This window comes from Streptomyces sp. NPDC006207, from assembly GCF_040613835.1.
Classification (GTDB): Bacteria; Actinomycetota; Actinomycetes; order Streptomycetales; family Streptomycetaceae; genus Actinacidiphila.
In genome coordinates, this window is record NZ_JBEXSX010000010.1 from 167828 (window position 1) to 181929 (window position 14102).

A 14102-nucleotide genomic window follows, 5' to 3' on the forward strand; every position below is an offset into this window, starting at 1 on the left:
GGCTTCAGTCTCGTACGTCAGGGGGCGGCGTACCGAGCGGCCCGGTCACGGCCTTCGGCGTCACGAAGTTGTAGTGCAATGTCTGCTCGTGGCCGACGAGGGCCACCCGTACGAGCGTCGTGCCCGTGGTCTTGGTGAAGCGCGTGACGACGGGCACGGCTTTGCCGTCCTTGGGTTTCAGCCCGACCGTCCTGGTGGCCACGACCTTGCCCTTGGCCGATTCCAGCGTCAGCTTCAGCCGCAGCGGTGCCGGGCCCGTGCCGTGGGCGTTCACGGCGACGGGGACGATCAGCGTGCTGCCGTCGAAGCGGGGCGCAGCCGTGAAGTAGATCTCGGTGAACGGGGCCGGCTGCCGGGTGAAGGACTCCAGCAGCACCGTGTGCACCGACGGCACCGACCAGAGCCCGGCTCCCAGAGCGACGGCGACCACCACGGCCACCGCCGCACCGGCGATCCTGCGTCGCGGCGAGGCCGGGGGACGGTGTGTCTCAGGGTCCTGCTGGTCCACAGGTGCCGGGCGGGGTGACGGCTGATCCGCTTCGGGGTCCGGTTCCGGAGCGTGGTCGTCGGGCTCGTCGGTCGGCTCGGTCATGGCGTTCCGCACCGCTCTGCGGTCTCCCGGCCCTCGGCCGCCGGGGCCGTGCCACCGGGCAGGGGGGACACCTCACCGTACGCAGGGATGATTCCGGACAGGCTTCTCATGTGTCATCCCCCCCGGGCGCTCGTCGGGGCGGCAAGCCCGTATGAGTTTCTCCGCAAGGCATCTCGGTGCATGGGAAGGATCGCCGACGCTTGGTGGCGATGACGGGGAACTCCAGCCAACGAAGCTCGCCGCTCACCCGGCAGTCAATGAAGTGCGGAACGGATGCGACTCTAGTCGAATACCGCGAACCACTGTCGATGGTGTGACCAACTCGTGATGGCGAACGGGCAAAAGCGCTCGTCAGCCGACAAGCCAGGAGGCGATGGGCTTGGCGTCCCCGCCCGCCCCACCCTTCTTGAGGCCCGCCACCTGGTCCGGTGTCAGTGCCTTGTCCCAGACCATGACGTGACCGAGGACGCCGGCCCAGTAACCTCCCCACACCCCGTGCGTACGGACGCGGCCGAGTTGCAGCGGACCCTTTCCGGCCCAGATCCCGGGGACCTTCGTGGAATCGGCCGGATTCCCGTCCACGTAGAGCGCGATCGTCTTCTTCCCGGCGTCGTACGTGCCGGTGAGCAGAGCCCACTGGCCGACCGTGTTGATGTTCGCGGCCGCCTCGGCCTGCAGGATCGTGCTGTCCGCCCCGCCGTCGGCGGTCTGCACCTTGAAGACCCACGTGCGGTCGGCGCCCGAGGCCTCCCGGCCCAGGCTGAACGAGGGCGAGACCCCGTCACCCTGGCTGATCGCGGAGCGGGAACCGCCCGGGGCCTCGTTGTAGACCCATGCCGAGATGCTGAAGCTCTTGGTGACGTCGATCAGTTGCGAAGCTGACTGGGCGTAGGAATTGCCGTTGCTCCTGAGCCTGACCACGAAGCCGTTGGTCACCTTGCTCACCCCGGCGTCCGGCCCGAGGATGAGGTTGTTCTGCCCGGACTTGTCCGCGAGGGCGTTGTCCTCCCCGGGGACCGTCGGCGAATCGGCCGTGGCGGTGGAGGAGACCGACGCGCTGGGGGAGGGCGACGGGGCGGCCGCGTCGTCCGTGTCCTTCGTGTAGTGGAGTGCGACGACGCCCGCTCCCACCCCGAGCACGCACGCCACCAGGACGATCAGACCCGTCCTGAGTCTGTGGCGGCGACGCTGCCTGGTCTCGTTGGCGTCGGCCAGGGCCTGCCAGTCGGGCTGGGGCGAGTAGGAGGGCTGCTGGTAGCCGGTGGCCGGCCCGAAGCCGGGTTGCCGGTACCCGGGCTGCTGCTCGGGTATGTGGTGCTGCGGGTACCCGTAACCGCCCGGTGCCGCGGACGGCTCGGGAGCGGACGGCTCGGGAGCGGACGGGGTGTTCCAGGGGCTCCGCCCAGGAGCGGCAGCCGCGTCTTCCGGGTTTTCCACGGGGTCAGTCACATCACGGATGCTAGAGCAGCACCGTGGTGTCCCGTAAAGCTACTTCGCGAGCGTTCCTGGTCCGGTTCCTCACCCGGAACGGCGAGCCGCCGGAGGAGCACCGTCTCCGGTCCGGGTGCTCTTGATGACCTTGTGCACGCCCAGGGGGAACCTCCCTGCCCGGCGAACACCACGATGCCGATCACGACGGGGGCCCACAGCCGCGAGGCGTACTTCGTCCGGTCGGCCAGGGACACGGCGACGCCGGCCGTTGGTGGTCCGGGCCCTTCGTCATGCGCGGACGCCGCGGACCGGCTCACGTGACGTCGGACACGTCACGCCGTTCTCCGGTCCGGCCGCCCTCGCCGGGAACGTGCAGCCTGGGCCGATCAGTTCGAGCCATCCCCGGAGGCAATCGTTCCGTAACCAAAGGTTTCTCTTTCTACTGATAGGCAAGATGCAGATAACGGACAGTCGGTGCCCCTCGGGCATCTGGCGTCGCCGGGAGTCTCATATATGCTTCCGATGCTCGGCTGCGTGTTCGACTCGACCGGGTGCTCCGAGCTCAAGAAGTTCCAGCGCGTCGAAGTGGCGGTGTCGCCGACGCGCCACCGCTGACGGCGCGGCACCTGCCCGCAGCGTGAACAGTGGCGCGGGCGGGCCGGAAAACGAGCGGGCCGGCGCCTCGGTGCCGGCCTCGCACTGCCTGGGGGACTTCTCCTGATGCGTAAAGGGTGGATCCGATATGCCCTGTTCGGCGCGGTACTGGGGGTATTGCTGCCGCTGATCGTGCCGGACTCGGCGCAGATGGGCACAGTCGCCGCGCAGCGCATCGGGACGGATGTGCGAACCCGGGACCCCGAGGCGTCTTCGTCGGCTCGTGCGGTGTACGCGATGCTCGCCGGGCTGGAGAACGACGCCCGCGCCGGCCGGCCCACCCGCACCGTCATCGGCCAGCACGACGAGCTGCAGAACGAACGCTACAACGGCACCTACGGCGACTACCCGGGGCGCAAGCAGCCCGGCTACTACTACCGCAAGCCCGCCGACATCACCGGGCGCCTCCCGGGTTTCCTGGAGGTGGACCTGGGTCCCGGATACGGACAGTCGTCCTGGGGTGTCGGTGAGCCGCGCCCCTACTCCGCCGCGTGGCCGAGTTGCCGCCCGTACTGGGGCTACACCAACGACGCCACGGACTTGGCCGTCGGCGTGTGGGAGGGGATGGACGCCGGTTCCCACTGGGACTGCTCCGGCGGCCGCACGGTGACGCTGCCGGGCAACGGCGGTCGCCCGGCCGGCATCGTCGGCATGTCCTTCCACGAGCCCTATCCGGGCAGCCCGGTGAAGGGCTATGCCGACACGCTGTGCCGTAACTCACCCGCGGCCCACGACCCGAAGTGGTTCGCCCGGGTGGTGACGCCCGGCACGGCCGAGCAGCACGATCTGCTGGTCGACCTGTCCTTCCTCGCCGACCACCTGGCCTACCTCGCCGCTCGTGATGTACCGGTGCTGCTGCGGCCGTACCACGAGATGAACGCGAGCGGCTGCTCCGGCGGGTTCTGGTGGGCCGGCCAGCGCCCCGAGTTGTACCGGAAACTGTGGCAGACGATGTACGACTACCTCGTCGGCACCAGACGCCTGCACAACCTGATCTTCGTCTGGTCGCCCAGTCCGTGGGAGGGGAAGCACGGCACCGATCCCTGGGCGTACTACCCGGGCGGTGAATACGTCGACGTGGTGGGAGTCGACGACTACAGCGACACGCCGGAGCGGCCGTTCCGGGGGGAGCCGTGGACTCAGATCTGGTACCGGGGGTTGGCGCACTACGACAAGCCGCGCATGATGGCGGAGTCCTTCCACGTCCCGCTCTCCGCCGCGCAGCCCGCCACGCTCACGGCGGCGCCATGGGTGATCTGGAACGTATGGGGAAGCGGACTGACGGACCACAACTCGCCATCGGATGTGCGGCGGACCTACTATGCGCCAGCCGTCCTTACCGGCGGCACTTCGACACAAGGCGGACGTTTCGACTGGGGATCACTGCACAAGCCGCCTGATCGCTGATCGACGCACTCGCGCTCCTGCGCGACGAGCCGCGCAGCCGCAACCGTAAAAGGGTTGTACGGACGCGGTGTGAAGGTTCTCACGGCCCGGCGAAGTTGATCACCGGAGATCTAAAAGTCCAGGTCAGCGCCTGGCCTCTGGAGTAACACGTGTACCGTACGGTTAACTTTTGAACACAAGTTCTCCATGGGATTCCCTTGTATGGCGCAAGCGTGCGAGGATCGTGCTCCTGTTCGGTCAGTGGTTTAGGCGCCTGGGGGGCATCTGAGCGCCACTGGCCAAAACGTCCGAAAGTCGTTGAGGGGTAGGGGCCCGGGACAGGACGTTGTCGTGGTAGGCCCAGCCGTGCCATGACCGGGATTCTCGCTGGCTCAACGCATTGTCATCTGCAGGGGAGTTCAACAGTCGCCATGGCCGTCACACAGGTCGATGGGGTTGTGCCGCACTCGCGGCACAACGCCAAGTTGGCACAACGCACCGCCGCTTGGAAGCCGGGGATGCTGCCGTTCCTGCTTCCCTTCACGCTGCTGCTGGCTTTCGGTCTGTGGTCGTACTCGCCCAGCCGGACCCCGCTCAGCTGGGCGCTGAGCATCGTCTGGTCGCTGCCCGTCGTGGGTGTGCTGGTGGGTATCCAGGGCGCGTGGCTGATCCGCCGCAGGATCAAGCGCAGCGTCAACATGGTGCCGCCGGCCCCTGTCGAGCAGGACTTCCTCATCGTGCTGGTGCCGACCATCGGACGCCACGACACCTATCCGGCGCTCGAGCGCTCCGTGCTCTCGTATGTCGAGCACCTGCCGGAATGGTTCCCGTACATGCGCGTGGACGTCCTCACCGAGGAAGGCTGCGAGGCCGCGGCGGACATCGACCGGCTGGCCACCGTCCACCCGCTGATCCGTGTCGTCACGGTGCCCAAGGCGTACGCCACGGCCAACGGCACCCGCTTCAAGGCACGCGCCAACCACTACGCGCACGAGCTGCGCATCGCCGAGGGCGAGGCGCTCGACGACGTGTGGGTGCTGCACATGGACGATGACACCGGGGTCGGCCCCGACACCGCGGCGGCGCTCGCGCAGTTCATCAACCGCCAGCGGCGCGCTTCGCCCGAAGAGGCCAAGCACATGGCCCAGGGGATTCTCACCTACCCGCGCGAAAGCGCGGTCAACATGTTCACCTGGCTCGCCGACGCCGTGCGCCCCGCGGACGACATCGCGCGATTCCGGGCGCTCACCGGAATGGGAACCCCGGTGGCCGGCGTGCACGGCGAACTCCTCGTTCTCCGGGCTTCGATCGAGGCGACGATCGGCTGGGACTTCGGGCCGAAGGCAATTGTCGAGGACGCACAACTCGCCCTCTCGTTCTGCCGTCGTTATCCGGGACGCAGCGACTGGTTCAACGGCCGTTGCTACGGCGCTTCTCCCGCCACCGCCAAGGATTTCGTGAAGCAGCGCGACCGGTGGGCCTGGGGTCTGGTCGCCCTGTGCTTCAACCGGACGATCCCGCTCCGCTACCGGTGGTTTCTCGCCATCTGTGTGGCGACCTGGATCCTCGGTCCGCTCCAGCACATCGGCGCCGTGCTGCTGTTCGGCTGGCTCATCAACGACATGAACACCTCGCCCGTGACCCAGTCCGTGGTCATCCTGTGGGCCCTCAACTTCGCCTACGTCATCTGGACCTACTGGGAGGGTCTGCGGCTGAACGCGGTCGCGTCGGCCAGCGGCCGGCGCAAGTGGTGGGAGCCGATCGTCGTGGTCGCTCTCATCCCCGTCTTCTCCGTGATGGAGGGACTCGGCGGCTTCAAGGGCTTCCTGAGGTTCGTCCGGCGCGAAGAGAACAAGTTCGTCGTCATCGCCAAGCCCGCCTGACCGCCCGGAAGACAACTGACATGCGCTCGCGCCTTCCCCTGCTCGCCGTCTTTCCGGTGAGCGTCCTCAGCATCGTGCTGGGCACCCCCTTCGTCCTCGGCGACCACCCGGTCCGCTGGGTGTCGGGCTCGGCGATACCCAAGATCGTCGTTGGCGACGCCGGGGACTCCGCCACTCCGAAGGGCGACGTCACCGACACACCGTCGGCGTCCTCGCCGTCCGATTCCCCGTCTTCCCCCGCCGAGGCCCTCCAGGTCGCCAAGCCCTGGAAGAAGGGCATGGCCCAGTGGGGCGTACAGCTCTACTGGGAGGAGGAGAAGCGGAAACGATCCGACACGTTCATCGAGGCGCAGGCCGGCAAGCAGGCGAAGTACCTCATCGGCCTGGGCGCGAACTCGGTGTCGGTCTCGTTCCCGTTCTTCATCGAGAACTCCACGTCCAACAAGCTCTCGGCCGGTGCCAAGACCCCGTCCCCGGAACGTCTCGAGCGCGTGCTGAAGGTCTTCAAGGACGCCGGGTTCCGCACCACGATCCGCCCGATCCTGGACGAAGGCACCCTGGAGCAGTCGAACGGCTGGCGCGGAAACATCGAGCCCGACTCGCGGTCCGCCTGGTTCGCCTCGTACAAGCAGTTCCTCACCCCGTACCTCAAGGTCGCCGACGACACGAAGGCGGACACCTTCGTGATCGGTACCGAGCTGAACTCCCTCGAAGGCGACACCGGCTGGGACAGCCTGGTCACCTACGCCGAGAAGGACTTCTCCGGGGAGGTCGCCTACGACGCCAACTGGGACAACTACGTCTCCGGCCGGATCAACATGCCGGTCAACCACCTCGGCGTCGACGCCTACTTCCCCATCAAGGTGCCGGACACCGCTCCGGTCCAGGACCTGGTCGAGGGCTGGAACGACTGGCTGGACAAGAAGGCCACCGGTCCGCTGCCGAACATCCTCGTCTCCGAGACCGGCATCGGCGCCATGGACGGCGCCTACCACGCCCCCGGTGACTTCTACGTCAAGCGGGCCGTCAACCCGCAGGTGCAGGCGCATTGGTACGACGCCGTCTGCCAGGTGGTGCAGGAGCGCAAGATGCAAGGCATCTACTGGTGGTCGCTCTGGTTCGACGACGACCCGAACACCAAGCCCGACGACAAGGTCGCCTCCCGGCTCGACTTCGCCGGGCGCCCCCTCTCGGAGAAGGCCATCAAGTCCTGCTTCACCTCTGACTACGCGGGACCCGGTACCACCCCCACCAGCTGACCGAGCGGAGGCAATCATGCAAGAAGCCATCATCCTGGTGGGCGGCAAGGGAACCCGCCTGCGCCCGCTGACGAACCACACCCCGAAGCCGCTGCTCAATGTGGCGGGCTCGTCCTTCATCCGGCACCAGATCGCCAAGCTGATGGACGCGGGGGTCGAGCACGTGGTGTTCGCCACCTCGTACCTCGCCAGCCTCTTCGAGGAGGAGTTCAAGGACTTCTCCCGGGATCTGCGGATCTCCTACGCCGTCGAGGACGTCCCGCTCGGCACCGGCGGGGCCATCCGCAACGCCGCGCGCCTGCTGCGCGGCGGCCCCGCCGACGCACCGGTCCTCATCCTCAACGGCGACATCCTGTCCGGCGTGGACCTGCGCGCCATCCTGGCGCGGCACGAGGAAAAGGACGCGGACGTCACCCTGTACCTCACCCGGGTCGCCGACCCGCGCGCCTTCGGCCTCGTCCCCACCGACGAGGACGGCCGGGTGCTGTCCTTCCTCGAGAAGCCCAAGACGGCCGAGGAGTGCGTCACCGACCAGATCAACGCCGGCTGCTATGTCTTCGGCCGGTCCGTGCTGGACACCATCCCCGCCGGCCGCGAGGTCTCGGTCGAGCAGGAGACCTTCCCGCAGCTCGTCGCGCAGGGACGGCGCGTGTTCGGCCACACCACGGATGACTACTGGCGCGACCTCGGTACGCCGCTGGCCTTCGTCCACGGCTCGGCCGACCTGGTCACCGGCAAGGCGACCTCCCCCCTCGTGGAGACGCCCGCCGACAACCTGATCCATCCCACGGCCTCCGTCGACCCGACCGCCCTCGTCACGGGCGGCTCGACGATCGGCCCGCATGCCTTGATCGGTCCGCACGTGGTCGTCGATCGCTCCATCCTCGGTGCGAACGTCACCGTGGCCGAAGGCGCCCGCATCCGCGAGTCCGTGGTCGACCACGACTCCTCGATCGGCAGCGAATCGTTCCTTCACGAGGTCGTCGTGGGCTGCCACGCCCACATCGGCGCGCAGAACGAGCTGCCCGCCCAGCTGCGGCTGTCGTGCGGCATCCGCATTCCCGCCCAAGGGGTGCGCGTCAGCGGAACGGCTGTCGCCTGCCCGACGGTCCACTGAAGCAGCCGGTCGGCCCCCGCGGGCCCAACCGGGCATTTTCTGGAGAATCGTGACCACCCACGCCTCAACGGCCGTCAGTCCGCAGCCTTCGCACCGGCACCGGCCGGAGCCCCAGCCGGAGAAGACGGACCGCCTGCGCAAGTACCGCCCGGACCTCCAGGGTCTGCGTGCCGTCGCCATCATGATGGTGGTCGCGATGCACTGCGGCATCGTCGACATCCACGGCGGCGTCGACATCAGCTTCGTGCTGAGCGGCTTCCTCATCGGCAGTCAGCTCCTCGGTGAGATCAGCCGGACCGGCAAGGTCTCGCTGGGCAAGTTCTGGGCCCGGCGCTTCCGCCGGCTCGCGCCCGGCGCCTCGCTCACCATCGTGGTCACCGCGGTCTTCGCCTGGTTCTTCGCCGGTCCGTTCTCCTTCCGCGACTACATGAAGGACGGCTTCGCGGCCTCCCTGAGCTTCATCAACTGGCGGCTCGCCGAGAACGGCACCGACTACTTCGCCAACGACGGAAGCCAGTCCCCCTACCAGCACTTCTGGTCGCTCGGCATCGAGGAGCAGTTCTACGTCGTCGCGCCGATCGCGCTCGTCATCGTCGCGTGGCTCAGCCGGGTGCTCACCCGCAGCCGCTTTCTGATAGGACTCTTCCTCGCCGCGGCCATCGCCGGCTCGCTCTACCTGTCGGTCACCCAGACCAAGTCGGACCAGCCGCTCGCCTACTTCGGCACCCAGACCCGGGTCTGGGAGCTGGCCCTCGGCGTCTTCGTCGCTCTCAACGCCAGGCTCCTCTCCCGTATGAACCTGTGGTTCGCGGGCTTCCTCACCTGGGTCGGCATCCTCGGCGCGGTGGGCACCGCGCTGCTCATCAACGAGCACACCCCGCTGCCCGGCTACGCGGTGGCCGGGCCGGTGGTGGGCGCCGCACTGGTGATCGCCGGCGGTTGCGCCGCGCCCCGCCTCGGTGCCGAAAAGCTCCTCGACAACCCGGTCTTCGACTTCATCGGCAATGCCAGCTACAGCTGGTACCTGCTGCACTGGCCGCTGCTCATCCTGTTCCCGGAGATCATCAACCGGGAGTTCGGCTATTCCGACCGCTGGCGGGTGGCGGTGCTCTCCTTCCTCCTCGCCGTCTGCATGCACTACCTCGTCGAACGGCCCTTCAAGGCGAACGTCCGGATGGTCCAGATACCGTGGCGCGGCATCCTCATGGGGGTGTCCCTGACCGCCGCCGCCGCCGTCGTCATGACTCTCGCCGTGCGTGTGGTGCCGCTCAATCTGTCCATCACCCTGTCCGGGAACAGCGCGGCGGCCGTGGGCTTCAGCGGCACCGACTCGGTGAAGGCTGCGGTGGCCGAGCGTGCCAGGCCCGAGCTCAGCGAGGAGTACCTGCTGAAGTCACCGAAGGATCAGACCGGGCACGGGTGCATCGACAACATCGACGTCGCGACGTTCGTCATGCGTGACGACTGCGTCATCGGCGACCCGGACGGGAAGGCCACGGTCGTCGTCTTCGGAGACTCCCACTCCTGGCAATGGGGCAACGCCTTCGAGGAGGTCGGAAAGAACCTCCACGCGAAGATGGTGACCATCGCGAAGGGCGGCTGCAGCCCGGAGGCCTACAAGATCACCCGCGAGGATCTCGGGCGCGACTACAGCGAATGCACCAGCTGGCGGAAGTCCGCCATGGACTACATCGCCAAGATCAAGCCGGACGTCATCGTCGTCACGGACCGCGCCCAGCCGACCGCCACACGCGACGGCGCCGAGGAGACGTTCGACGCGCTCAAGGCCACGGGTGCGCACCTCATCTTCCTGACGGACACCCCGTATCCGGGCTTCAGCGTCCCTGACTGTCTGGCAGGAAGCTCGGGCAAGATCTCGTCCTGCAGCCCGAAGGCCGAGAAGATCCTCGACCACCCGGAGATCCGTGCCATGGAACGCGAAGTGGCCGAGGAACACGGAGCCGAGGTCATCGACTCCACACCCGCCCTCTGTGCGGACGGATACTGTCCCGCCGTGATCGGCGGAAGGGTCGTCTACTTCGACTACAGCCACATGACGGGCAGCTACGCCCGCTCCCTGGCCCCCTATCTGGAGCCGACCTTCAAGAAGGTCCTGGCGAGCTGATCGCGTCGGCCCGATCCCACCCCGGGCGGCTCACAGCCGCGCGGCCGCCCCTACCGGGGTGGCCCCGCGGGTGTCCAGCATCAGCTGGGCCTTCACCGCCAGGCCCTGCATGTCGTAGGTGCGGTGGTGCTGGAGCAGGACCGTCAGGTCGGCGTGCGCCGCGGCCTCCCACAGGGAGTCGGCGCGGGGGACCGGGCGGTCCAGCACCCGCCACTGCGGGGCGTACGGGTCGTGGTAGCTCAGCTGCGCCCCCAGCTCGACGAGCCGGGCGCCGATCTCGCCGGCCGGCGAGCGCTCCTGGTCCGGCAGGTCCGGCTTGTACGTCACGCCCAGCAGCAGCACGCGCGCCCCGCGCAGCGACTTGCCGTGCTCGTTCAGCAGGGCGGCGGCGCGCTGCACCACGTAGCGCGGCATGCGGGCGTTGACCTCCTGCGCGTACTCGACCAGGCGCAGCGGATGGCCGCCCACCCGGCCCTGGTACGGCCGGTGACCGGGGTCCAGCGGCATGGTGTGGCCGCCGACCCCGGGGCCGGGGCGGAAGGCCTGGAAGCCGTGGGGGCGGGTCTCGGCGCAGCGGATGACGTCCCAGACGTCCACGCCGATGTCGTGGCAGAACACGGCCATCTCGTTCGCCAGGGCGATGTTGACGTGCCGGTGGTTGGTCTCCAGCAGCTGCACGGTCTCCGCCTCGCGCACCCCCCGGGCCCGGACGATCCGCTCGGTGAACCGGCCGTAGAAGACGGCCGCGGCCTCCGTGCAGGCGGGGGTGAGCCCGCCGATCACCTTCGGTGTGCCGGGGTGCCGCGCGGGGGCGTACGCCAGGTGGAAGCCGTGGCCGGCCCGCAGGCCGGAACCATCCTCCAGCAGCGGACGCAGGAAGTCCTCCGTCGTCCCCGGGTACACCGGCGACTCCAGGACGACGGTGCTGTGCGGCCGCAGCTGTCCGGCCAGCGCGCGGGCGGCCTCCGCCAGCGCCGTCAGGTCCGGCTCCCCGCCTTCCCCGAGCGGGGTCGGCGCGCACAGCACGGCCGCCCGCACCCGGCCCAGGGCGGCCGTGTCCGCGGTCGCGCGGAAGCCGCCGGCGAGCATCCGCCGCACGTCGGCGGCGGCCAGCGCCCCGCAGGGCACCCGGTTGCCTGCGTTGATCGCCTCCACGACGTGCTCGTCCGGGTCGTACCCGATCACCCCCAGCCCGGCGGCGCTGGCCGCCTGCGCGAGGGGCAGCCCGGCGTGGCCGAGTCCGATGACTGCGAGGTCTGCGGGCATGGGGGTCCTCTCCGGCGGCGGGGTGCGTCCTGGTACGTCCTGGTACCCAAATGGCGCGAAATCAGGCTAACCAGACAGGTAGCTGATATGACTGCACGCCACGCGGTCCGGCCCCCTCCTGTGGAGCCCGCCCCTCGTGCGCGAGTGCGTTGCGCCTGCGCCGGGCTGCCCGGTTGTTGTGTGCGGCGCCCTTGTGGTTGCTGTTGGGGGGTTTCCCGCCGCCCGCCCTCCCCCCGGCCGAAGGCTGGGGGAGGGCGGGCGGGTGGGGGATGCCCGCCGCAGGCGCAAACAACCCGCACGGACGAACCGGGGACCGGCGGAGCCCGAAGTAGCCGGGGGCCACGACACGGGTAACGATCGTGGGGACGGGGAATGCGCTGAGGCGCGACCCCGCGTCACGACGGGAGGCCAGGATGCTGACGGCGACACTGGGACCGGCGGAGCGTTCCTCCGCGCTCGCCCGGATGGCGGAGCAGGAACTCGACGTACTCGTGGTGGGCGCGGGCGTCGTGGGCGCCGGGACGGCGCTGGACGCCGCGACGCGCGGGCTGGCGACCGGCATCGTGGAGGCCCGCGACTGGGCGTCCGGGACGTCGAGCCGGTCGAGCAAGCTGATCCACGGCGGGCTGCGCTACCTGGAGATGCTGGACTTCGCCCTCGTCCGGGAGGCCCTCAAGGAGCGCGGTCTGCTGCTCCAGCGCCTGGCGCCGCACCTGGTGAAGCCGGTGCCGTTCCTGTACCCGCTGCAGCACCGGGTGTGGGAGCGCTTCTACGCGGGCGCCGGTGTGACGCTGTACGACACGATGGCGTTTTCCTCCGGGCACGGCCGCGGTCTGCCGCACCACCGCCACCTGAGCCGGAAGAACGCGCTGCGGGTGGCGCCGTGCCTGCGGAAGGAGGCCCTGGTCGGGGCGCTGCAGTACTACGACGCGCAGATGGACGACGCCCGGTACACGATGACGCTGGTCAGGACGGCCTCCGCGTACGGCGCGCTGGCCGCGAACCGGGCCCGCGTGATCGGCTTCCTGCGCGAGGGCGAGCGCGTGGTGGGCGCCCGGGTCGAGGACGTGGAGGCCGGGGGCGTCTACGAGGTGCGCGCCCGGCAGATCGTGAACGCCACCGGGGTGTGGACGGACGACACGCAGGCGCTGATCGGGGAGCGCGGCCAGTTCCACGTGCGGGCGTCCAAGGGGATACACCTGGTCGTGCCGAAGGACCGGATCCACTCCTCGACGGGGCTGATCCTGCGGACCGAGAAGAGCGTGCTCTTCGTGATCCCGTGGGGCCGGCACTGGATCGTCGGGACCACGGACACCGACTGGAGCCTGGACAAGTCGCACCCGGCCGCGTCCAGCGCGGACATCGACTACCTGCTGGAACACGTCAACTCCGTGCTCGCCGTGCCGCTGACGCGGGACGACGTGGAGGGCGTGTACGCGGGCCTGCGGCCGCTGCTGGCCGGGGAGTCGGAGGCCACCAGCCAGCTGTCGCGCGAGCACACCGTGGCGCACCCGGTGCCGGGCCTGGTGGTGGTCGCGGGCGGCAAGTACACGACGTACCGGGTGATGGCCAAGGACGCGGTGGACGCGGCCGTGCACGGTCTGGCGCACCGGGTCGCCGAGTGCGTCACCGAGGAGGTCCCGCTGGCCGGCGCGGAGGGCTACCACGCCCTGTGGAACGCGCGGGCCCGGATCGCGGCGCGCACCGGCCTCCACGTGGCGCGGATCGAGCACCTGCTCAACCGCTACGGCTCGCTCTGCGAGGAACTGCTGCAGCTGATCGAGGACGACCCGTCGCTGGGCCGCCCGCTCGGCGCGGCCGACGACTACCTGCGTGCCGAGGTCGTCTACGCCGCCTCGCACGAGGGGGCGCGGCACCTGGACGACGTGCTCACCCGGCGCACCCGCATCTCCATCGAGACCTTCGACCGCGGCACGCTCAGCGCCCGTGAGGCCGCCGAGCTGATGGCCCCCGTCCTGGGCTGGGACAAGGAGCAGGTGGAGAAGGAGGTCGAGCACTACGAGAAGCGGGTCGAGGCCGAGCGGGAGTCCCAGCGCCAGCCCGACGACCAGACCGCGGACGCCGCCCGGCTGGGCGCCCCGGACATCGTCCCGCTGTAGCCGCCGCCGGTACGCCGCGCGAGGCGTGGGCCACGGCTTTGGCGGTTCCCGTGGCCCGGCCGGATATCGTTCCTTCTCGTAGGTTGCAGGAAGGGGCGCGCGATGTCCGAGCTCGGACGCCTGGTGGCCGGGAGATACCGGCTGGTCGAGCGGATAGGCCGTGGCGGCATGGGCACGGTCTGGCGGGCCGAGGACGAGCTGCTGGGCCGTGCGGTGGCGGTCAAGCGCCTCCACCAGCCCCAGCCGCACCTGCAGGACGACGAGCTGGA

9 protein-coding genes and 1 pseudogene are annotated in these 14102 nt (G+C 69.4%); 7 read left to right on the plus strand and 3 right to left on the minus strand.

The window, feature by feature from the left end; all coding sequences use genetic code 11:
- Window positions 1–4: 4 nt before the first annotated feature.
- The gene (locus tag ABZ312_RS11015; RefSeq protein WP_500437239.1) at window positions 5–592 is read right to left on the minus strand and encodes a hypothetical protein; all 588 of its coding nucleotides are present in this window, start codon (window positions 590–592) and stop codon (window positions 5–7) included.
- Between the two features lie 351 nt (window positions 593–943).
- The gene (locus ABZ312_RS11020) at window positions 944–2041 is read right to left on the minus strand and encodes a LamG domain-containing protein (protein ID WP_500437241.1); all 1098 of its coding nucleotides are present in this window, start codon (window positions 2039–2041) and stop codon (window positions 944–946) included.
- A gap of 702 nt (window positions 2042–2743) precedes the next feature.
- Between ABZ312_RS11020 and ABZ312_RS11025 the strand changes: the two genes are divergently transcribed.
- The 5 genes from ABZ312_RS11025 to ABZ312_RS11045 all read left to right on the plus strand — a co-directional run bounded on the left by ABZ312_RS11025 (window position 2744) and on the right by ABZ312_RS11045 (window position 10447).
- Window positions 2744–4084, plus strand: coding sequence for a glycoside hydrolase family 26 protein (locus ABZ312_RS11025; RefSeq protein WP_500437243.1), 1341 nt, complete (start codon window positions 2744–2746; stop codon window positions 4082–4084).
- 350 nt (window positions 4085–4434) lie between these two features.
- Window positions 4435–5946: a glycosyltransferase family 2 protein gene (locus tag ABZ312_RS11030; RefSeq protein ID WP_500437245.1), complete on the plus strand. Its 1512-nt coding sequence runs from the start codon at window positions 4435–4437 to the stop codon at window positions 5944–5946.
- Window positions 5947–5966: 20 nt separating this feature from the next.
- Window positions 5967–7205 (plus strand): glycoside hydrolase family 113, encoded by a 1239-nt coding sequence (locus ABZ312_RS11035; RefSeq protein ID WP_500328084.1) that lies wholly within the window; start codon window positions 5967–5969, stop codon window positions 7203–7205.
- 16 nt (window positions 7206–7221) lie between these two features.
- Entirely contained in the window at window positions 7222–8322 is a 1101-nt protein-coding gene (manB, locus tag ABZ312_RS11040) for a mannose-1-phosphate guanylyltransferase (RefSeq protein WP_500357455.1), read from the plus strand.
- 49 nt (window positions 8323–8371) lie between these two features.
- Window positions 8372–10447 (plus strand): acyltransferase family protein, encoded by a 2076-nt coding sequence (locus tag ABZ312_RS11045; RefSeq protein WP_500437247.1) that lies wholly within the window; start codon window positions 8372–8374, stop codon window positions 10445–10447.
- A gap of 30 nt (window positions 10448–10477) precedes the next feature.
- On the opposite strand, the gene ABZ312_RS11050 is transcribed toward ABZ312_RS11045, so the two are convergent.
- The gene (locus ABZ312_RS11050; protein ID WP_500437249.1) at window positions 10478–11713 is read right to left on the minus strand and encodes a nucleotide sugar dehydrogenase; all 1236 of its coding nucleotides are present in this window, start codon (window positions 11711–11713) and stop codon (window positions 10478–10480) included.
- 413 nt (window positions 11714–12126) lie between these two features.
- Here ABZ312_RS11050 and ABZ312_RS11055 point away from each other — a divergent pair, with 413 nt between their 5' ends.
- Together ABZ312_RS11055 and ABZ312_RS11060 are read left to right on the plus strand one after the other, a co-directional pair.
- Window positions 12127–13833 carry a glycerol-3-phosphate dehydrogenase/oxidase gene (locus ABZ312_RS11055; protein ID WP_500328077.1) on the plus strand — a complete coding sequence of 569 codons (1707 nt, stop codon included), beginning with the start codon at window positions 12127–12129 and terminating at the stop codon, window positions 13831–13833.
- Between the two features lie 102 nt (window positions 13834–13935).
- A pseudogene (locus ABZ312_RS11060) lies at window positions 13936–14102 on the plus strand (serine/threonine protein kinase); the annotation flags it as partial.